15 protein-coding genes and 2 pseudogenes are annotated in these 19,351 nt (G+C 70.6%); 6 read left to right on the forward strand and 11 right to left on the reverse strand.

Annotation, left to right across the window (positions count from 1 at the left end):
• Position 1 precedes the first annotated feature (1 nt).
• The gene (locus ACZ4SF_RS07105) at positions 2-598 is read left to right on the forward strand and encodes a DUF3885 domain-containing protein (protein WP_468379364.1); all 597 of its coding nucleotides are present in this window, start codon (positions 2-4) and stop codon (positions 596-598) included.
• A gap of 477 nt (positions 599-1,075) precedes the next feature.
• Here ACZ4SF_RS07105 and sigJ read toward each other — a convergent pair.
• Positions 1,076-1,957, reverse strand: a pseudogene (sigJ, locus tag ACZ4SF_RS07110) (RNA polymerase sigma factor SigJ); the annotation flags it as partial.
• Positions 1,958-2,406: 449 nt separating this feature from the next.
• Between sigJ and ACZ4SF_RS07115 the strand changes: the two are divergent.
• Together ACZ4SF_RS07115 and ACZ4SF_RS07120 are read left to right on the forward strand one after the other, a co-directional pair.
• Positions 2,407-2,814, forward strand: coding sequence for a hypothetical protein (locus ACZ4SF_RS07115; RefSeq protein ID WP_468379366.1), 408 nt, complete (start codon positions 2,407-2,409; stop codon positions 2,812-2,814).
• A gap of 175 nt (positions 2,815-2,989) precedes the next feature.
• Positions 2,990-3,751 (forward strand): type 1 glutamine amidotransferase family protein, encoded by a 762-nt coding sequence (locus ACZ4SF_RS07120; RefSeq protein WP_468379368.1) that lies wholly within the window; start codon positions 2,990-2,992, stop codon positions 3,749-3,751.
• Positions 3,752-3,894: 143 nt separating this feature from the next.
• On the opposite strand, the gene ACZ4SF_RS07125 is transcribed toward ACZ4SF_RS07120, so the two are convergent.
• Positions 3,895-4,938 (reverse strand): NAD(P)-dependent alcohol dehydrogenase, encoded by a 1,044-nt coding sequence (locus ACZ4SF_RS07125; protein WP_468379371.1) that lies wholly within the window; start codon positions 4,936-4,938, stop codon positions 3,895-3,897.
• A gap of 169 nt (positions 4,939-5,107) precedes the next feature.
• Here ACZ4SF_RS07125 and ACZ4SF_RS07130 point away from each other — a divergent pair, with 169 nt between their 5' ends.
• Positions 5,108-6,019, forward strand: coding sequence for an MmyB family transcriptional regulator (locus ACZ4SF_RS07130; RefSeq protein WP_468379372.1), 912 nt, complete (start codon positions 5,108-5,110; stop codon positions 6,017-6,019).
• A 15-nt stretch (positions 6,020-6,034) separates the two neighbouring features.
• On the opposite strand, the gene ACZ4SF_RS07135 is transcribed toward ACZ4SF_RS07130, so the two are convergent.
• From ACZ4SF_RS07135 to ACZ4SF_RS07160, 6 genes and pseudogenes are all read right to left on the reverse strand, one after another.
• The gene (locus ACZ4SF_RS07135) at positions 6,035-6,805 is read right to left on the reverse strand and encodes a globin domain-containing protein (RefSeq protein WP_468379375.1); all 771 of its coding nucleotides are present in this window, start codon (positions 6,803-6,805) and stop codon (positions 6,035-6,037) included.
• Positions 6,806-6,883: 78 nt separating this feature from the next.
• Positions 6,884-10,132 (reverse strand): S8 family peptidase, encoded by a 3,249-nt coding sequence (locus tag ACZ4SF_RS07140; RefSeq protein ID WP_468379378.1) that lies wholly within the window; start codon positions 10,130-10,132, stop codon positions 6,884-6,886.
• 302 nt (positions 10,133-10,434) lie between these two features.
• On the reverse strand, positions 10,435-11,118 hold the full coding sequence (locus ACZ4SF_RS07145) for an ABC transporter ATP-binding protein (RefSeq protein ID WP_468380411.1): 684 nt from the start codon (positions 11,116-11,118) through the stop codon (positions 10,435-10,437).
• 201 nt (positions 11,119-11,319) lie between these two features.
• Positions 11,320-12,107: pseudogene (locus tag ACZ4SF_RS07150) on the reverse strand (ABC transporter permease); the annotation flags it as partial.
• 133 nt (positions 12,108-12,240) lie between these two features.
• A complete protein-coding gene (locus ACZ4SF_RS07155; protein WP_468379382.1) occupies positions 12,241-13,491 on the reverse strand; it encodes a L,D-transpeptidase in 1,251 nt (416 codons plus the stop codon).
• Positions 13,492-13,709: 218 nt separating this feature from the next.
• On the reverse strand, positions 13,710-14,054 hold the full coding sequence (locus ACZ4SF_RS07160) for a hypothetical protein (RefSeq protein WP_468379385.1): 345 nt from the start codon (positions 14,052-14,054) through the stop codon (positions 13,710-13,712).
• A gap of 109 nt (positions 14,055-14,163) precedes the next feature.
• On the opposite strand from ACZ4SF_RS07160, the gene ACZ4SF_RS07165 reads away from it, so the two are divergent.
• Together ACZ4SF_RS07165 and ACZ4SF_RS07170 are read left to right on the forward strand one after the other, a co-directional pair.
• Positions 14,164-14,487: an LAETG motif-containing sortase-dependent surface protein gene (locus ACZ4SF_RS07165; protein ID WP_468379388.1), complete on the forward strand. Its 324-nt coding sequence runs from the start codon at positions 14,164-14,166 to the stop codon at positions 14,485-14,487.
• Positions 14,488-14,529: 42 nt separating this feature from the next.
• On the forward strand, positions 14,530-15,312 hold the full coding sequence (locus ACZ4SF_RS07170; protein ID WP_468379391.1) for a hypothetical protein: 783 nt from the start codon (positions 14,530-14,532) through the stop codon (positions 15,310-15,312).
• A gap of 52 nt (positions 15,313-15,364) precedes the next feature.
• On the opposite strand, the gene hutH is transcribed toward ACZ4SF_RS07170, so the two are convergent.
• The 3 genes from hutH to ACZ4SF_RS07185 form a co-directional block, all read right to left on the reverse strand.
• Positions 15,365-16,903, reverse strand: a complete 1,539-nt coding sequence (gene hutH, locus ACZ4SF_RS07175) for a histidine ammonia-lyase (RefSeq protein ID WP_468380413.1) — start codon at positions 16,901-16,903, stop codon at positions 15,365-15,367.
• A gap of 88 nt (positions 16,904-16,991) precedes the next feature.
• A complete protein-coding gene (locus ACZ4SF_RS07180) occupies positions 16,992-18,134 on the reverse strand; it encodes a GGDEF domain-containing protein (protein WP_468379394.1) in 1,143 nt (380 codons plus the stop codon).
• Between the two features lie 328 nt (positions 18,135-18,462).
• Complete coding sequence (locus tag ACZ4SF_RS07185) at positions 18,463-19,257, reverse strand: enoyl-CoA hydratase/isomerase family protein (RefSeq protein WP_468379396.1); 795 nt, start codon at positions 19,255-19,257, stop codon at positions 18,463-18,465.
• Positions 19,258-19,351 lie beyond the last annotated feature (94 nt).

Consider the following 19,351-nt stretch of genomic DNA (forward strand, 5'->3'; position numbering starts at 1 on the left):
GATGAGCGCTGACGTCACACCCGCCCGGCTCGCGGCGTTGTGGCGGGAGCGGCGGCCGGAGGGACCGCCCATCGCCCACGGATTCCGCACCCTGTACGCGGACCGCTGGGTGCGGTTCCACAGTCTCCCCGAGTCCAAGCGCTACCCGGAGTCCGAGGACGAGTACGCGGTCGTGCTGGAGCGGTACAACACGGTCCTCGACGAACTGTTTGCCGGCCTGGACGTGTTCGTCGTGACCATGGACTGGTCGTACACCCCGACCGGCCCCGCCGGCTACCCGACCCGGCGCGCAGAACTCCACCCGCAGGGCGCTCACTGGTGGACCGAGCCGGACCGGGACGACCCCGACCCCGATCTCCACGTCTGCACACGCCTCTACGCGGACCGGCGTCCGTGGCGGCACGGCTGCGTCGATGCGTTGCTGCGCGCCGTCGCCGACGACGCGGTGGTCGAGGTGTTCGTCACCGACACAGAGCTGCGACGTGTCCACCATCCCTACGACGGCGGCGCGGACGTCATCCTGACCACGCCCGCCGAACGAGACCTGCTCCGCGCCCGGTACTCCGGCTGGCTCCCCTCGAACGCGGCCGGACTCTGACGGAGGAGCGCCCACCGGGGCCCGCCGGTCGAGGCCGGGACGGGTACGGGCGCTCAGAAGTACCGGCGCTCAGAAGCGGCCGTCGGGGCCGACGGCCGTCTCGCACGCATCGCAGAGAGTCAGTTCGATCGGCCGGGTCTCGCGCAGCATCCCGGTGTTGCCGCAGCGTTCGCAGACACGCTCGCTGGCGGCCCTGAAGCCGTCGGTCAGCGCGTCGAGTCTGTTCGCCTCCTCGGTCGTCCAGCTCCCGTTCCGCTGCCGCGGCCGAGGAATCGCCTGGAAGGCCAGGGCTCCCCACTTCTGCTTCACGGCCAGAAGTTCGTACTCGGGAAACTCCGCGACGACCGCCTCGTGGCACCGCAGCACGAGGGACCGCCAGCCGGGGCCCACATCGCATGTGGCCGAGGGGTCACGGAAGTGCTGTCGGAGCGGCTCCGGCTCACACGAGCCGGGCGGTTCGGCCGGGTCCGGGACCTCGGTCCAGGGGCGGAGCTTTTCCGGGTTGCGGATCGCCCAGATGTGACTGACACAGCCGTCGGTGAGGCCGAACGCCGCCACGGTCACGGTGACGCCGGAGTGCTGGGCGACCAGGCCGGGCTGCCCGTTGACCGTCCGTTCAAGGAGCGTCATCCCGGGTGCCTTGCCGGCGATGTGGATCAGGTACTGGGCGATGCGCTCGCCGCCCTCGACCGGGCGAAGGGCGGAGCTGACGAGTCCGCCGCCGTCGGCGACCATCGTGGCGTCGGGGTCGAGGAGCCCGACCAGGGCCTCTATGTCCTTGCTCTCCCACGCCTTCTTGAACCGTCGCACCACGCCCGCCTGCCCGGTCGCCGCGACCGCCGGAGCCCGCGCCGCGCGGACACGCCGACGGGCCGAGGACGCCAGTTGCCGGCAGGCCGCCGGTGTGCGGCCGACAATCCCGGCGACCTCGTCGAAGGGGTACCGGAAGACGTCGTGCAGGATGAACGCCACGCGTTCGGCCGGCGTCATCGACTCCAGTACGACGAGGAAGGCCATGTTCACCGACTCGTCCAGGGTGACCCGGTCGGCCGGGTCCTCCCTGCCGCCGCCCGCCGGCCCGCCGACCCACTCCGTACGGTCCGGAAGCGGCTCGGGTATCCACTCGCCGACGTACCGCTCGCGCCGGACCCGCGCCGAGCCGAGCTGGTCCAGGCAGATGCGGCCCGCCACCGTCGTCAGCCAGGCGCCGGGCGACTTGATCGCCTCCTGCTGCGGCCGCGACATCGCGTACCAGCGGGCGTAGGCCTCCTGCACGGCGTCCTCGGCCTCGGTCAGCGAACCGAGCAGCCGGTAGGCGACGTTGATCAGCCTGCGCCGCTCGCCGAGGACCACCCGCAGACCCGGCTCGGACCCGTCATGCCCGGACTCGGAGCGGTCACGTCCTGGCTCGGAGCGGTCATGCGCCGGCTCGGAGCGGTCACGCCCCGGCTCGGGCCCGTCATGTCCCGGCTCGGAGCCGTCGTACTCCGGCTCGGGTGAGGTGCTCATGGCTGCGACCGCTCCCTGCTTCTGCTCGTCCGGTTCCGCTGCTCCGGTTCCGCTGGTCCGGTTCCGCTGGTCCGGTTCCGCTGGTCCGGTTCCGCTGGTCCGGTTCCGGTCGTCCGGTTCCGGTCGTCCGGTTCCGGTCGCTCCTGGCCTGCCAGTCCGCTTCCGCTCACGCCGCCTTGCGGAAATCCCGCGCCGCTGCAAGAAGTTCGGCTCGCCGCCTCACATGTCGCGGGGCTGCGTCGTCGGACTACCGAGACAGTACCGATCATCGCCGCGAGGCAGACAAGGGGGACCGCGTCATGGCCACCACACAGACGACGGCAGGACAGCGCACACTCACGTTCGTGCAGGTTGCGATAGCCCTGCAGACCCTGGCCATCTTCTTCCAGGCGGTCACCGCCGGACTGCTGCTGTCCACCTCCCACGGCGAGGTGCTGCACGGCGTCGGAGCGCGCGTGATGTACGGCGCCTCGATGCTGTACGTGCTCGCTGCGATCCTGGCGTGGCGGCCGGGCGGTGGGGCGCCGCGCCCCATCCTGTACGCGTCCGGCTTCCTCGTCCTCGCCTCGGTGCAGGTGGTGCTGGGCATCGCTCACGTGCCCTCGTTCCATGTCCCCCTGGGTGTCCTGATGTTCGGTCTGAGCGTGCTGGCTCTGGGTCAGGCGCTGTCCGCCCGGTTCTCGGGGCGCTCCGGTACCCGGTCCTAACCCCCGCTGATTCGTGCGACGATTCCCACGCCCGGCCCGTAGATTCGCCCCTCGGCCACGAGCCGGAAGCCAAGCCGAGTGCCGGAAACCGGAAGCCGGAAAGCAGACGGCGGAACGGAAAGCGCAGACGGCAGACGGCGGACCAAGGACGAAGGACGAAGAGGAGGGGGAGGGCGTGGGCAGTCGTGCGTTTCTGATCGGCGGTGGATGGAGCCGTGCCGAGGTGTACGAGCCGTTCCTGCGGGCGGTGCGCGGGGAGCGGCGGGTCGGGTGCCTGATCGTGGACGAGGGGGACGGGACCGCGCAGTTCGAGCGGTATGCGGGGGCGCTGCGGACGGTGGATCCGTCGTGCGTGCCGGTGCCGTTGCTCGTACCGCTCGGCGGGCGCTTCCCGCCGGAGTCCGCGCCGAAGTCCACACTGGAGTCCGCGCCGGATTCCGCGCTGGACGGGATCGACGGACTGCTGGTCTGTGGTGGGCTCACGCCCGCGTATCAGGAGGCGCTGGCCGGGTGCCGGGAGTGGCTGGCGCCGCTGCTGGCCGCACGTGGGATGCCGTACGCCGGTTTCTCCGCCGGTGCCGCCGTCGCCGCCCGGCGGGCCGTCGTCGGCGGGTGGCTGGTGGGCGGGGTGCCGGTGTGTCCGGAGGAGACCGGCGAGGATCTCGACGAGGTCGAGGTGCGGGAGGGGCTCGGGCTGGTGCCGTTCGCCGTGGACGTGCATGCCGCCCAGTGGGGGACGCTGGCCCGGCTGGTCGCGGCGGTCGGACGCGGGGACGTCCCGTACGGGGCCGCCGTGGACGAGGACACGCTGCTCACCGTGGCGGACGGCGAGGCCCGGGTGGCGGGGGCCGGGCGGGTCCATGTCGTACGGCCCGGCGGGGACGGGGGCGTGGTCGTGCGGGCCTACGGCGCCGGGGAAGGATTCCGCGCGGAGTAGGCCACGGCCCGCGCCCACCACCGGCGGCTGTGAACGCTCCGGCCGCCCGCCCGCGCTCCGCCGGCGGTGCTCACACCCACCGTTGCCCGGAAGCACGGCCGACCCCCGTAGTCCGAGGCCCGGTCGTGCTCCCGTCGGCGGGGTCAGAGCGTGGCCGTGTCGATGACGAAGCGGTAGCGGACGTCGCTGGCCTGTACCCGCTCGTACGCCTCGTTGATCTGGTCGGCGCGGATCAGCTCGATCTCCGCGCCCAGGCCGTGCGCGGCGCAGAAGTCCAGCATCTCCTGGGTCTCGGCGATGCCGCCGATGCCGGAGCTGCTGACGCTGCGGCGGTTGCCGAACAGGGACTGCAGGACGATCTGGACCGGCTCCTCGGGGAGGCCTACGTTCACCAATGTGCCGTCCGTGCGCAGCAGGGACAGGAACGCGGAGAAGTCGAGCGGCGCCGAGACGGTGTTCAGGATGATGTCGAAGGTGCCGGCCAGTTCCTCGAAGGTGTCCGGGTCGCTGGTGGCGTGGTAGTGATCGGCACCCAGCCGCAGGCCGTCGTCCTTCTTGCGCAGGGACTGCGACAGCACGGTGACCTCGGCACCGAGCGCGTGCGCGATCTTGACGCCCATGTGGCCCAGACCGCCCAGGCCGACGACGGCGACCTTCTTGCCGGGGCCGGCGTTCCAGTGCTTCAGGGGCGAGTACGTGGTGATGCCCGCGCACAGCAGCGGCGCGGCCACGTCCAGTGACAGGCCCTCGGGGATCCGGACGACGTAGTTCTCGTCGACGACGACCTTCTCCGAGTAGCCGCCGTACGTGGGCTCGCCGTCCTTGCCGACGGCGTTGTACGTCCAGACGGGGCCGCCGCCGGTGCAGTACTGCTCCAGACCGGCCTTGCAGTCGTCGCACTCGCGGCAGGAGTCGACCATGCAGCCCACGCCCACCCGGTCACCGACGGCGAACCGGGTCACGCCGGAGCCGACCTCGGCGACGACGCCGGCGATCTCGTGGCCGGGGACCATCGGGAAGATGCCGGGGGCCCAGCCGTCCTGGGCCTGGTGGATGTCGGAGTGGCAGATACCGGCGAACTTGATGTCGATGAGGACGTCGAATTCACCGACCGCGCGCCGCTCGATGGTGGTCCGCTCCAGCGGGGCCTTCGGTGCGGGCGCGGCGTAAGCAGCAACAGTGGTCATGCCGGGGTTCTCCTCATGGGGTGACGCGTCCGGTTGCCTTCCGACCGGGCACATGTCCAGCCTGCATCCGGTCCGGGTGCACCACCCAGTCCACGGGTCTGCGTACGACCGCTGTGCCTACCACCGGCAAGGTCAGGCTCCCGTGCCTGCCACCGGGAATACTGGACGCATGGACAGCAGGGACGAGCAGCCGGACGCAGCAGCCGCCACCGGCCGGCCCCTGGACCGGCGGGCGGAGCTGAGTGAGTTCCTGCGCAGCCGGCGGGCCCGGCTGAAGCCGGAGGACGTGGGGCTGCCCGACTTCGGGCGGCACCGCAGGGTGCCGGGGCTGCGCCGCGAGGAGCTTGCGCAGCTGGCCGGGGTGTCGGTGGCGTACTACACCCGCCTCGAGCAGGGCAACGGACGGAACGTCTCGGCGGAGGTGCTGGACTCGATCGCGCGGGCGCTGCGGCTGACGGACGCCGAGCACGCCCACCTCACCCATCTGGCGAAGCCGAAGACGCACAAGAAGAAGCCGGCGGCACGGCAGCAGCAGGTGCGTGCGGTGCTGCGGCAGCTGCTGGACACGCTGGACGGCGTACCGGCGTACCTCGTGGGCCGGCGCTCGGAGATCCTCGCCTGGAACCGGATGGCGGCGGCTCTGTTCGGCGACTGGGGGCAGCTGCCGCCCGCCGAACGCAACTGGGCCCGGCTGGTGTTCCTGAAGCCCGAGTACCGGGAGCTGTTCGTCGACTGGGAGCAGAAGGCGATCGACATCGTGTGCGCGCTGCGCATGGATGCGGGCTGCTACCCGGACGACCCGCGGCTGTCGGCTCTGGTGGGTGAACTCTCCGTCAAGAGTGGGGAGTTCCGGCGGCTGTGGGCCACGCACGACGTCAAGGAGAAGAGCCACGGCCTCAAGCGGCTGCACCATCCCCTGGTCGGCGATCTCGCCCTCAACTTCGAGAGCTTCCGGCTGACCGACGGCACCGAGCAGTCCCTGATCACCTACCACGCCGAACCGGGCTCCCCGTCCGCGGACTCGCTGCGTCTGCTGGCCAGTTGGGGCACGGACGCGACCCGCGCCGTACCGTCGGTCTGAGCCGCCGGGCCCTCGTCACCCCTGGTAGGGCGGCATGGCTCCCCATGTCCACTTCGGTACCGGCTGCTCGGCGGGCGGCTGGGCGTCCGGGCCGGAGAAGTACACGGCCAGGCGCGTCCCCCACTCCACGTACGCCACGAAAGCCGAGCGGAACTCCGCGTCCGTCGGCAGGCCCGCCTCGTCGGCAGCGTCCTGGACGAGGTTCACCCAGCGGCGGCGCTGGGCCTCGGTGATGTTGCGGCCGAAGTGCTTGGCGACCATGTGGCCGTGGCCGCCCTGGGTCTCGGAGTAGCGTGCCGGTCCGCCGAAGACCTCGGCAAGCCACAGGGCCACGTGCTCCGCGTGCTCGGGGGCCAGGCCGGCGAAGAGGGGGGCCAGGAGGTCGTCCTTCAGTACCTTGGCGTAGAAGACCTCGGTCAGGCGGGAGAAGGCCTCGGCGCCACCGGCCCAGTCGTACAGGGTGGGGACGGCGGCCCCGCTGCCGTGCACGCCGGTCGGCCGGTAGTGGCGCATCTCCTCGATGTTCCCGACGTACGGGCGGATCTGTGCGAGGAACGGCGGGAACAGCTGCGACTTGCGAAAGCCCTCCAGATGCTGCTCCGTGGACGTCCAGGTGATCCGCAGGGTCCAGGACTCGGGCTCCTCCTCGCAGCGGGCCAGGTCGTAGTCGACGCACTGCGGTGCCGCGGTCAGCTGGGCCGCGGCGCGGGTGTAGGCGGCGAGGAACTCCGCCGACTGCTGCTCGGGGATGCGATACCGGATGTATTCGATCGTGTGAGCCGTCATATGTGTACCCAAGCACGAACGGCCCACCGGACGCTGCTGCTCCGGTGGGCCGTTCGTTTCTGGCTCAGCGCCTGCGGCTCACTTGCCGAAGTAGGCGTTGTAGATCGTGATCTCCGACGTGTTGCCCTTCTTGTCGGTGATCTTGGCGCGGAACGAGATGGCCTTGTCCTTCGCCGGGTTCTTCACGGTGATCTTGCCGCCCCGGACGTCGGCCTTCTTGAAGTTCTTGCCGTCGTAGGAGACGTAGACGGCGAGGGACTTCAGGTTGCCGCCCGCGGCCGAGCCCTCCACGGTGACCGGGAAGGTGACCTTCTTGCCGGCCTCGACCCGGCTGTCCAGGCCGGTCGTGGCGCCGAAGTCCAGGGTCGATGCGGGCAGCTGGGCGAAGTCGTCGGACGGCTTCTTGGAGCGGAAGGTCCAGGCCGCGTCGATCCGCGTCGAGGCCTCCGACACCTTCGCGGACCGCTTGACCGAGGTGGTCAGCTTGTACGCCGCGTCACCGGCCGGCACCTTGAAGGTCTTGTCACCGAACAGCGGGTCGTTGTTGGAACCGACCTTGGTGCCGTTGCGGTACAGGGTGGTGGTCACCGAGGTGTAGTCCGAGTACCCGGCGTGCCTGGCGGAGTCCGCGACCAGCGGCAGCACACCGAAGATCTCGTTGCCGTCGCGGAAGAGGCCGAGGTCCTTGCTGACGTGCGGGGCGAACACCGCGGTGTTGACCGTCTTGGTGTAGGTCCGGCCGGCCTTGAAGGTGAACTGGCCGAGGTTGTAGCCGGCGTCGGCGACCGGGAAGCCGTCCTGGTCGACCCCGGCGGTCTGCTCGAAGTCCAGCCCCCAGCTCACGCCGCCCTGGGCGGACAGGTGCAGGGTGCGGGTGCCGGGCAGGGTCTGCGGCACGCTGATGGAGGAGGCGCCGGAGCTGCCGGGCAGCCAGCCGATCGCCGAGACGGAGCCCTTCTTGCCGCTCGCGGCCGCACCCAGCCGGGCCTTCACCGTGGCGAGGTCGCCGGCCTTGTAGTGCTTGGTGTAGCCGGTGGCGAGCTGCTTGACCGCGCCGCCGGAAGTGACGGCGTACTCCTCGTTCGCCCCCTTGGTCCAGTGGCCGTCCCACTGCTGGCGCAGCGTTCCGGCGGGCAGCTGCGGGCCGAGGTGGGCGGTGCGGAAGTTCTGGTACGTGTCCAGGAACCAGCCGTAGCCGTACTGGCCGTTGCCGATCGTGACGTCGTACTCCGGCGAGGCGAACGCGGACTTCACGCCCGAGGCGGGGACGGTGATGTCGACCGGCTTGGCCTTGCGCGCGTCGATGGTGATCGTCTGCTTCTTGCCGACGGTCAGCTTCGGCTGCGCGATCCAGTCGATGCCCTTGGAGGCGTCCTGCGGGTCGCCGTAGATGGCGGTGTTGAGGATGTACGTGCCCTTGGGCGCGCGCACCTTCACCGTGCCGGACTTGTCGTACGGGGTCAGCCAGACGCCGTTGGCCAGGCCCGCCACGCCGCTGAGGTCGGCGCCGTAGTAGGGGGCCGGCTTGCCGTCACGGCCGATGAACTTCAGGGTGACGTCGTACGACTCCACCTCGCGCTGCACCGCTGCGGCCGTGCGGACCGTCTGGCCGCCGCCCGTCGCGGTCACGTACGCGGAATAGGCGCCGTCGAGGGTGCCGCCCAGCTTGGTGTTGACGGTGAAGCCGACCGAGGCCTTGCCGTGCGCCGGGACGGTCACGGTCGTCCTGGCCAGCTTGAAGAAGCCGGACGGGGCCGCCGCGCCCTTGGGGTTGGTGGCGGTGGAGGCCAGCTTGAGCGTGACGTCCTTGGCACCGAGGTTGCGGTAGGTCAGTTTCTCGGTGGCCGGCTTGTCGTCGGTGTGCGGCCACTGCTGCACACCGAAGCTCACCGAGACCGGGTCGGCGACGATCGACTGCTTGATGGCCTTGTCGACCTGGATGCGGCCCGAACCCTGCTGGAAGGGCGTGTACTTGCCGCCCTTGGTGGAGCCGGTCAGCGCCCCCTTCAGCTCGGAGGAGCCCCAGCCGGGGTGCTCCTGCTTCAGGATGGCGGCGGCGCCCGCGACGTGCGGGGTGGCCATGGACGTGCCGGAGATGGTCAGGTAGCCCTCGGGCTTCTCACCGACCTCCTGGTCGAGGACGCTGCCCTTGGCCGCGGCCGCGGTGATGTCCACGCCGGGCGCGGTGACGTCCGGCTTGATGGCGCCGTCGCCGGCGCGCGGGCCGGTGGAGGAGAAGTCCGCCAGGACGTCCTTCTTGTCGACGGCGCCGACGGTGAGCGCGGCGTCCGCGCTGCCCGGCGAACCGATCGACTGCGGTCCTTCGTTGCCCGCGGCGATCGCGAACAGGATGCCCTTCTCGGCGGAGAGCTTGTTGACCTCGGCCTCGAGCGGGTCGATCTCGGGCGTGTCGTAGCCGCCGAGGCTCAGGTTGATGACGGAGGCGCCCTGGGAGGCCGCCCACTCCATGCCGGCGAGGATGCCGGAGTCGTCACCGGATCCGGTGTCGTCCAGGACCTTGCCGTTGAGGATCTTGGCGTCCGGGGCCACGCCCTTGTATTTGCCGCCCGACTTGGCGCCGGTGCCCGCCACGATGGAGGCGACGTGTGTGCCGTGGCCGAAGTGGTCCTTGGCGTCGGTGGCGGCGGTGAAGTTCTTGGACTCGGTCACCTGGTCCTTGAGGTCCGGGTGCGAGGCGTCCACGCCGGTGTCGAGGACGGCGACCTTGACGCCCTTGCCGGTGTAGCCGGCCTTCCAGGCGGTGGGGGCGCCGATCTGCGGCACGGACTTGTCGAGCGAGGCCTTGCGGACGCCGTCGAGCCAGACGTGCGCGATGCCGGAGGCGGTCCCGTCTCCGTCGGTGACCGCGTCCCAGAGATCGGCGGTGTCCTTGACGGGGGTCTGCACGGCGTCCGCGTTGAGCGCCTTCAGGCTGCGGCGCAGGGTGCCGGCGTCGCGGACGTCGGCCTTGGTGGCCGTGGCGGCACCGCGGTAGCCGACGATGACCTTGAGGCCGTTCTTCTGGGCCTTGCGGGTGGCGGCCTTGTTCAGCTCGGTGATGTCGAACAGGCGCTGGTCCAGCGTGCCGGAGGCGACCAGGTGGGCCGCGTCGGCGGGGATGACCAGCATGTGTCCGGCGGCCTTGCGGACCTGGAAGGGTATGTGCTCGCGTCCTTCGGCCCGCTGCAGACCGACGATCCGGCCCTTGGCGTCGAGGGCGACACGGTCGCCGGTGATCAGGGTGACGTGGTGCTTGGCAGTGACCTTCGAGGCGGCCGCGGCAGCCGCCGAGGCGCGTGCGGGCTTCGCCGACGCGGGGCTGGTCATACCCACTGCGAGGGCGACGGCTGCGGCCGATGCCACGGTGGCCGCAGCTGCACTTTTCACTTGTCTGCGCAAGTTCTCCCCCTGGAGATGGAGTACCGGGCGAATTCCCCGTTCACCCGGCCGAGGGGAGTTTCGTACGTATGCACGTCAACCCCCCGGGTGACGAAGTATGCCGGGGGGTGATCAGACGGCTCAATAGATGAGAGGACGGTGTGAAAGCGCGTCCTGAAACTGTTACGGGGTGGCCGAGACACCGTTACACAACCGGGAAGTGCCGTGTGTTTCGGCGGTGTTGTACGCCGTCAGGCGCCGGCGTTCTCCTTCACCGCGATCCTGCCCTTGCGCAGCGTGGCCAGGCGTGGGGCCTTCTTCGCGAGCGTGGAGTCGTGGGTGACCATGATGAAGGTCAGCCCGTGTTCCTTCCACAGGCGTTCGAGTACGTCCATGATCTCGTCCCGCATGCCCTCGTCCAGGTTGCCGGTCGGTTCGTCGGCCAGCAGCACCTTCGGCTTCTTCACCAGGGCCCGGGCGATGGCGACGCGCTGCTGCTGGCCTCCGGACATCTTGGAGGGAAGGTGGACGAGGCGTTCTCCGAGGCCGACGGATTCCAGTGCCGCGACGGCCAGTTCACGGCGTTCCCTGACCTTGATACCCAGAGGGACGAGGGCGGTTTCCACGTTCTCCTGCGCGGTGAGGGTGGGGATCAGGTTGAAGGACTGGAAGACGAAGCCGATGTTCTCGCTGCGGACCCTGGTCAGCCGTGCCTCGGTCAGCGTGGCCAGGTCCGTGCCGTCCAGGAGCACTTCGCCGGAGGTGGGGCGGTCGAGACCGCCGAGCATCTGGAGGAGGGTGGATTTCCCGCCGCCGGTGGGGCCTTGGACGACCAGGCGGTCGCCGTCGCCGATGGTCAGGTCTATGCCGTCGAGGGCGTGAACGGTGTCCTTGCCTCGCGTGTAGCGCTTGGTGACGTTTCTCAATTCGTACATGTTGGCTCCTGGGAGGGGTTCGGGGTGGTGCGCATCGTCGTTCGGCTGCGGGTGGGTGGGGGCCGGCCGCGCCCGCGCGGCGGAGCCGCCTGCCGATGCGGCCCCGGCCCCTTCGGCCGGTCCCGTCGCCCTCTTCGTCCGCTGACCGCTACTCCACCCGTCGCAGCGCGTCCGCCGGACGGAGCCTCGACGCCCGCCAGGGGAGGTGGTGACCGTCGTGCCGGAGACGTTCTTCCGGATGGCGCTCTTGACGGTGCCGATCTGCTGGGAGTCGGTCGCCTTGACGTAGATCGTGGTGACCTTGTTCTTCCGGCCCGCGAGGGTCTGCGCCTGCTTCAGCGGGATGTACAGGTCGGCCGCCGAGTCACCGCTGGTCGCGGTGGCGATGCCGATCACTATGAACTTGCTGCCCTTGACCGTGACGGTGGAACCGACCTTGTACTTCTTCTCCTTGGCGTACGAGGAGTCGGCCACGGCCACCTCGGCGTCGGTCTCGGTGGTCGTGAAGCCGCGACCGCTGGTGATCTCCGAGGAGGTCAGCGGGCCGAGGCCGGTCCGGGTGATGTCGGTGCCGTAGACCGAGTACTGGTCGATGCCGAAGTCGGCAGCGCCGCCTTGGACCTCGCCCTGCGGCCGGCCGGTGCCGCCGCCCCGCTGGGATCCGCCGGCCCCTCCGTCGCCGTTGTCCTGCAACCGGCCCCGGGTGGACTGCCCGCTGACCTTGACCACATCGAGGCTCAGGCCGCCGACGGCCTGCGCAACGCCGGCCGCTGGGAGTTGCTCGCGGCCGGCGTGGCCGCCTTGGTGACCGTCATGTCCGTACCGAGCCCGTACAGCGACTGGAGGACCTCGTCCTGGGCCTTGCCCATGCCGTTGGACACGGAGTTGACCACGATGACCAGCGCGATGCCCAGCGCGAGTCCGGAGGCGACGACGAGGGCCGCCTTTCTGCGGCGGTGCAGTTCGCGCCTCAGGTAGGTGAAGAACATGGCCCGCAAGCCAGGGACGGACCGTGATGACACCATAAGGCCGTCATAAGAGAAGCATGAGAAGGCCGTGGCCGGGCCCGGAAACACCGATGCCGCCCCTGGGGGCGGCATCGGCGAGGAGATACAAGGGGCGTCAGACGGCCGAACCGGCCTTCCACTGCGCCCAGTCGATGTTCCAGCCGTTGAGGCCGTTGTCCGGCGAGACCGTCTTGTCGCCGGTGTGCTGGACGACCACGACGTCACCGATCAGCGTGTGGTCGTAGAACCAGGCCGCCGGCGTCCCCGAGTCGTTCGCGCCCTTCTTGTCCTGCAGGCCGACACAGCCGTGGCTGGTGTTGACGTTGCCGAACACCGAGGGGGCGCCCCAGTAGTTGCCGTGGATGAAGGTGCCGGAGGTGGTCAGACGCATGGCGTGCGGCACGTCCTTGATGTCGTACTCGCCCTTGCCGTCGTCGTCGGTGAAGCCGACCGTCGCACCGTTCATGCGGGTCTGCTTGAACTTCTCGGAGATCACCATCTGGCCCTCGTACGTCTTGTTGTCGGGAGAGCCGGCGGAGATCGGGATGGTCTTGACGACCTTGCCGTCCTGCGTGATCTTCATCTGCTTGGTCTGCGCGTCGACGTAGGTGACCTGGTTGCGGCCGATGTGGAAGGTGACCGTCTTCTGCTGGACGCCGTAGACGCCGCTCGCGCCCTCGACGCCGTCGAGCGCCAGCTTCAGGGTGACGGTGGAGCCTTCCTTCCAGTACTCCTCCGGGCGGCAGTCCATGCGGTTGGCGTTGAACCAGTGGCAGGCGACCTCCTGGCCGCCGCTGGAGGTGACCGTGATGCCCTTCTGCACGGCCGCCTTGTTGCTGATCGCCTTGTCGAAGTTGATCGACACCGGCATGCCGACGCCGACCGTGGCGCCGTCGTCGGGCGTGAAGGTGCCGATGAAGCTGTTGGCCGGGGAGACCGTGGTGAAGGAGGCGTTCTCGTGGGCTATGCGGCCCTCGGAGTCCTTGGCCTCGGCGGCGAGCTTGTAGGTGGTGGAGCGCTCCAGCTGGGTGCTGGGCTTCCAGCTCTTCTTGTCGGCGGACAGCTGGCCGGCGACGGACTTGCCGTCCTGGGCGGTCATGGTGACGGCGGTGAGTGTGCCCTTGCTCACGGTGACACCGGCGGAGTTGTTGATGGAGGCGTTGTTGGAGCCGTCCTTGGGCGTGATCTTGATCTGCGCCTCGGACGACTTCTTGGCCGCCGCCGCGTCGGCCTGTGCCTGCGAGGAGTCGCCGCTGCCACTTCCGGAGGCGTTGTCGTCGCCGCCCGAACACGCCGTGAGCACCAGCACACCGCCGAGCAGAGCGGACGCGGCCATCAGGCCCTTGCGCCGCTTACTGTCCGTCATCACAAGCTTCTCCATCGTTGCCGAGTAGCGAAAACCCCGAGTGTCCCCGTAAGAACCTTCAACGCTACGGCCGCTCCGTGCCGTTCCACATCCGTTGGATCTGTGGGGCACACCACGTCCGCGGGGCGCGGGTGGCGCGTGAGCGGTCCGTGCGCCCCCTGGGACGACAAAACCCCGGACGGCGGTTGCCGTCCGGGGTCAGGGGTTCCCCCGTCGGCTCAGCCGATGCCGTCCTCTTCGTCCTCGTCCCGCCCATCATCCTCGTCCAGGTCCCAGTCGGGCGAATCGGGGTCGTAGTCGACCCGCTCGCTGGACCAGGAGGCCTGCTGCAGCTCCACCCCGGGCACCTCACTGACCAGGTCGAACGGGTCCACGAGGTAGGCCAGGGCCTCCGCGGTGTCTTCCGTCACAGTGCTTTCGGCCTGGGCCCGCTCCTCCTCGGGCAGTTCATGGTCCGCGGCGAGCCTGCGGACGGCGGCCTTGGTCAGCTCGTCGTCGTCCTGCACTTCCAGCACCAGCTCCAGGCGAAGCCGTACAAAACGTGATGTCTCTTCAGTGGTCATGGCGGGAGCGTACGACCGAAACCTCCCGTGACTTTCCTGTGACCCGCGACTTTCACTAACATCGCCCCACACGGCCAATTCGCCAGCGTCACAAGGGGATCGATATTCCGTGTCATCCGCTCGCCGTCCGCTGCTGACCGCCACCGCCGCGGGCACCCTGCTCTGCGCGCTGTGGTTCGTCCCGTCCGCGAACGCCTCGCAGGAAGCCCCGGCGAGAGAGACGGCGGTCAAGTCCGCCCCGATGCAGGTGACACAGGCCAGAGCGGTGACGGCGGTGACCACCGAGTCCGGGGAGCAGCCGGCGCAGGAGACCGAACTGGCCGACACGGGGAGCCCCGACACCACCCCGTACGTCGTCGGGGGCAGCCTTTTCCTCGCCGTGGGCGCCGGTTTCGTCATGTATTCGGTGCGACGGGAACGTCTGGGCTTTTAATTCTTCTTGACGAATGTTTGACAGTCCACACATAGTTCGCTCATGAAGAGATCATCGGGCGTGCGGCTGTGCGCCACTGCAGCTGTGGGCGCTCTGTCGCTCGCCCTCGTCACGGGCTGTGGCGACAAGGGCTCGGACGGCTCCGGGTCCACGTCGGACAAGCCCGCCGCAAAGGCGCTGAGCGCCGCGGAGTTGGCAAAGCGGATCATCGGCAAGAACGACGTGCCGGGCTACAAGGTGGGACCCGTCGAGGGCGGCATCCCGGCCGAGAGCAAGGTCAAGTCGGACAACGCCACGTGCGACCCGATCGTCAAGGCGCTGACGGGCATCGCGCCCGGTGACCCGGCTGCGAACACCAGCCGCATGGCGACGCAGGACAAGAAGGCCCCCACGGACGACGCCACGTCCCTGGACGACCTGGCCGACGGCAAGTTCGAGGACGCCCTCAACGATTCCATGGACCTGGACGTCACCGTGGTCACCCTGGCCTCGTACGACGGCGACGGCGCCGAGCAGGCCCTGAAGTCGGTCTCCGACGCGGTCAAGTCCTGCTCGGGCGGCTTCTCCGGCGAGCAGGACGGTGAGAAGGGCAAGTTCACCAAGGTCGGCGAGGAGAAGTCCTCGGGGACCGGTGACGAGTCGGTGGCGTTCACCGCGACCAACGACGCGGGCAAGGACGGCGCCCTGCCGCTGCACGCCGAGGTGGTGCGGCACGGGAACACCCTCGCCACCTACACCACCATCAACATCGGCGCGATGATGACCAAGAAGGCCTACACGGTCTCCGCCCCGGTCGTGAAGGCCCAGGCGGCGAAGCTGAAGTGACGCGCTGAAGCAACGTTTCGGGGCCCCGGCTGCTGCCGGGGCCCCTTCGCGTTCACAGGAGCGGGCCGGTGACCTTCTCCACGGCCGCGACCAGCTCTCCGCGGCGCACGAAGGCGTCGGCGGCGGCCAGGTCGGGCGCCAGGAACCGGTCCGGGCCCGGGCCCTGCACGCCGGCGGCCCGTACGGCCTCGATGACGGCCTGCGAGGCGGGTGCCGGGGTGAGGCCCTCGCGCAGCTCGATGGCGCGGGTGGCCGCGTACAGCTCGATGGCGACGATCCGGGTGAGGTTGTCGACGGCGGTGCGCAGCTTGCGCGCGGCCGACCAGCCCATGGACACGTGGTCCTCCTGCATGGCGGAGGACGGGATGGAGTCGGCCGAGGCCGGTACGGCCAGCCGCTTCATCTCGCTGACCAGGGCGGCCTGCGTGTACTGGGCGATCATGAGCCCGGAGTCGACACCGGCGTCGTCGGCGAGGAACGGCGGCAGCCCGTGGCTGCGGTTCTTGTCCAGCAGCCGGTCGGTGCGCCGCTCGGCGATGGAGCCGAGGTCGGCGGCGGCGACGGCGAGGAAGTCCAGGACGTAGGCCACGGGAGCGCCGTGGAAGTTGCCGTTGGACTCCACGCGGCCGTCGGGCAGCACGACGGGGTTGTCCACGGCGGAGGCGAGTTCCCGCTCGGCGACCAGGCGGGCGTGCGCGATCGTGTCGCGTCCGGCACCGGCGACCTGCGGGGCGCAGCGTACGGAGTAGGCGTCCTGGACGCGGGGCGCGTCGTCCTGGTGGTGCCCGGTGAGTTCCGAACCCTGGAGGACCGCCAGCATGTTGGCGGCCGAGGCGCCCTGTCCCGGGTGCGGCCGGATGGCGTGCAGCTCGGGCGCGAGGACCTTGTCGGTGCCGAGCAGCGCCTCCAGGCTGAGGGCGGCAGTGACGTCGGCGGACTTGTAGAGGGTGTCGAGGTCGGCGAGGGCCATCACCAGCATGCCGAGCATGCCGTCGGTGCCGTTGAGAAGGGCGAGGCCCTCCTTCTCGCGCAGCTCGACGGGCTGGATGCCGTGCTCGGCGAGCAGCTCGCCGGCGGGCCGGACGCGCCCGTCGGGGCCCTCCGCGTCCCCTTCTCCCATCAGGGCGAGGGCGCAGTGGGAGAGCGGGGCCAGGTCGCCGGAGCAGCCGAGGGAGCCGTACTCGTGCACGACCGGGGTGATTCCGGCGTTGAGCACGTCGGCCATGGTCTGCGCGACCTCGGGCCGCACGCCGGTGTGACCCGAGCAGACGGTCTTGAGCCGCAGGAACATCAGGGCCCGTACGACCTCACGCTCCACCCGCGGGCCCATGCCGGCGGCGTGCGAGCGGACGATGTTGCGCTGCAGCTGGGCGCGCAGTTCCTGGCTGATGTGCCGGGTCGCCAGGGCGCCGAAGCCGGTGGAGACGCCGTAGACGGGCTCCGGCTTGGCCGCCAGCGCGTCCACGATCTCCCGGGCAGCCGCGAGGGCCGCCACCGCCTCCGCCGACAGCTCGATGCGGGCACCGCCGCGCGCCACGGCGAGAACGTCGGACGCCGTGACACCGGACGTCCCCACCACCACAGTGTGCATATCCATATTCAGGAGCGTACGCATTGAATGCGGTGATGTCACTAGTGGGGAGCGGGGGTGACCCTTACCGCGGGATGTGGGCTTCGCCTCATGGCCGGCGCCCGCGGAACCGGCGCCGTTCGGCACGCGCGGGCGGCGGCTCGTCGGCCAGCCGCACCACCGGATCGTTCGGCCCCTCCCGGCCCGCCACCACCGGTCGGTCCGCGCGCAGCGCCTTGGCCCGGTACTGGGCCGCGTCCGCGAGCCGGAACAGCCGCCGGGCGTCCCGCACCTCGCCGATGGGATCCTCGGTCGAGGCGACTCCGCACGCCACCCCCTCCCCAGGCTCCAACTCGGCTGCCCTGCGGCACAGTTCGTCCGCCGCCTTCACCACGTCATCGGCCGGCGGCCCGACCGCGACCAGGCAGAACTCGTCCCCGCCGAGCCGCGCGGCCAGCGCGCCGGGCACCATCGCACCGCACAGCGACAGCACCGAGCCGAAGCGCTCGAGGAGCCGGTCGCCGACGGCGTGCCCCAGGGTGTCGTTGACCCGCTTGAGCCCGTTGAGGTCGCAGACGACGAGGGTGACGGCGGCGCCCTCCGCGCGGTGCCGCTCGACGGCCTCCTCCAGATGCACGTCCACGGCACGGCGGTTGGCGAGACCGGTCAGGGCGTCGGTGAACGCGAGCCGGCGGGCCTCCTCCAGCCGCTCGGTCTGGGCGAGGCCCGCGGCGACGACGGCCGCGAGTACGGTGGCGAAGTCGGCGTCCGCCCGCCCGAACAGGGGCTCGCCGGCCGCGCGGGCCACGTACAGCTCGCCCCAGGCCCTGCCGTGCAGCACGACGGGGGCGACGACACAGCAGCCGCGGCCCCGGCGGCGCAGGGCGGCGACCCGCTGGTGGAAGTAGCCGGGGGTGCCCGCGGCCTCCCCCTCGGCGGTCTCCACCCAGGCGTTGGGGCCACCGCCGCCGGCCCACCGCTCGTGCAGGAACTCGGTGATCTCCGGGAACTGGTGCACCGGGTAGGTCTCGGCCTCCGGGAACTCCTCCTCGTCCGAAGCGCGCTCCCCCACGTTCGCGAGGACGCGCAGCCGGCCCAGCTGCCGCTCCCACACCGACAGTGCGGCGAAGCTGCCGTCCAGCGCGTGGCAGGCGCCGAGGGCGGCGGCCTGCCAGCACTCCCGCGGGGTGTGAGCCGCCGCCATTCCCTGCGCCAGCGCCACGACGGCGGCCAGCCGCTTGTCCTGACCCATTACTCCAGGCTAGGGAGGAATGGGGCATTGCGGGACATCGGTGCGGCGATCAGGTGGACCGCGCGGGTGCGGGGGCGAACCGTGCGGCTACGAGCACGGGGATGCGGACCGGCGCCGGGTGCGGGTCCGCCACGACTGATCGCGCAGTTCTGGTCGCGCAGTTCCCCGCGCCCCTGGGGAACTGCAGCCCCCTCGGCCGCATGGTGGCGCCCCGCCGGCGCGGGCAAGTGGACCCGTGCCCGCCCCGCCCAGGACGCCTCGCTCGGCCGCATGATGGCGCCCCGCCGGCGCGGGCAAGCGGACCCGTGCCCGCCCCGCCCAGGACGCCTCACTCCCCCGGCCACTGCGGCCGGCGCTTCTCGTTGAAGGCGGCCACGCCCTCCGCACGGTCCCCCGAGAACGCCACCGAGCGCCACGCCGCGTCCTCCACGTCCAGCCCGGCCCGCAGATCCAGCCCGTGCCCCAGACGCAGCGCCCGCTTCGCGGCACGCAGGCCGACGGGCGAGTTCGCGGCGATCCGCGCACCCAGGGCCAGCGCCTCCTCCCGGTCCCGCCCGTCCTCGACCAACTGGTCCACCAGCCCCAGCCCGGCCGCCTCGGCCGCCTCCACCCGCCGCGCCGAGAAGATCAGCTCGGCCGCACGCGCCGCACCGACCCGCCGCGGCAACAGCTGCGTGCCGCCACCGCCCGGGATCACCCCCACGGACACCTCGGGCAGCCCCACGACGGCCGTACGGTCGGCCACGATCAGGTCGCAGGAGAGCGCCAGCTCGAAACCGCCGCCCAGCGCGAACCCGTGCACCGCGGCGATCGTCGGCATCGGCAGCTCCAGCACCCCGGTGTAGGCCGCCCGCGCCACCGGCCGCTGCCGTACGAGATCGGCGTCGGTGAAGGAGTTCCGCTCCTTCAGGTCGGCACCCACGCAGAACGCCCGTTCGTGCGAGGAGGTCAGGACGACCACGCGGGCGTCCCGGTCGGCGGCGAGCGCGGCGCACGCACCCGCGAGGGAGCGGGCCATCTCCGTCGAGACGGCGTTCATGGCCTTGGGCCGGTCCAGCACCAGCTCGACGACGTGCCCGTGCCGCCGCACCAGCACGAACTCCCCGAACCGCTCCTCGCTCATGACACCCTCCGGTTAACGCGGGTTAACTGACTGTCGCCCGATCATCGCAGCCGGGCCCGATCTCGTGAAGCCCGGGGGGCTACACCCGTTCGAG

This window comes from Streptomyces sp. NPDC027663, from assembly GCF_055566415.1.

Excerpts from the sequence above, each read along its gene's own strand:
- ACZ4SF_RS07180 (WP_468379394.1), bottom strand. The coding sequence starts at position 18,134 with ATGGGTCAGGACAAGCGGCTGGCCGCCGTCGTGGCGCTGGCGCAGGGA.
- ACZ4SF_RS07160 (WP_468379385.1), bottom strand. The coding sequence starts at position 14,054 with ATGACCACTGAAGAGACATCACGTTTTGTACGGCTTCGCCTGGAGCTG.
- ACZ4SF_RS07130 (WP_468379372.1), top strand. The coding sequence starts at position 5,108 with ATGGACAGCAGGGACGAGCAGCCGGACGCAGCAGCCGCCACCGGCCGG.
- ACZ4SF_RS07185 (WP_468379396.1), bottom strand. The coding sequence starts at position 19,257 with ATGAGCGAGGAGCGGTTCGGGGAGTTCGTGCTGGTGCGGCGGCACGGG.
- ACZ4SF_RS07145 (WP_468380411.1), bottom strand. The coding sequence starts at position 11,118 with ATGTACGAATTGAGAAACGTCACCAAGCGCTACACGCGAGGCAAGGAC.
- ACZ4SF_RS07105 (WP_468379364.1), top strand. The coding sequence starts at position 2 with ATGAGCGCTGACGTCACACCCGCCCGGCTCGCGGCGTTGTGGCGGGAG.
- ACZ4SF_RS07125 (WP_468379371.1), bottom strand. The coding sequence starts at position 4,938 with ATGACCACTGTTGCTGCTTACGCCGCGCCCGCACCGAAGGCCCCGCTG.
- hutH (WP_468380413.1), bottom strand. The coding sequence starts at position 16,903 with ATGCACACTGTGGTGGTGGGGACGTCCGGTGTCACGGCGTCCGACGTT.
- ACZ4SF_RS07155 (WP_468379382.1), bottom strand. The coding sequence starts at position 13,491 with ATGACGGACAGTAAGCGGCGCAAGGGCCTGATGGCCGCGTCCGCTCTG.
- ACZ4SF_RS07140 (WP_468379378.1), bottom strand. The coding sequence starts at position 10,132 with ATGACCAGCCCCGCGTCGGCGAAGCCCGCACGCGCCTCGGCGGCTGCC.
- ACZ4SF_RS07135 (WP_468379375.1), bottom strand. The coding sequence starts at position 6,805 with ATGACGGCTCACACGATCGAATACATCCGGTATCGCATCCCCGAGCAG.
- ACZ4SF_RS07115 (WP_468379366.1), top strand. The coding sequence starts at position 2,407 with ATGGCCACCACACAGACGACGGCAGGACAGCGCACACTCACGTTCGTG.
- ACZ4SF_RS07170 (WP_468379391.1), top strand. The coding sequence starts at position 14,530 with ATGAAGAGATCATCGGGCGTGCGGCTGTGCGCCACTGCAGCTGTGGGC.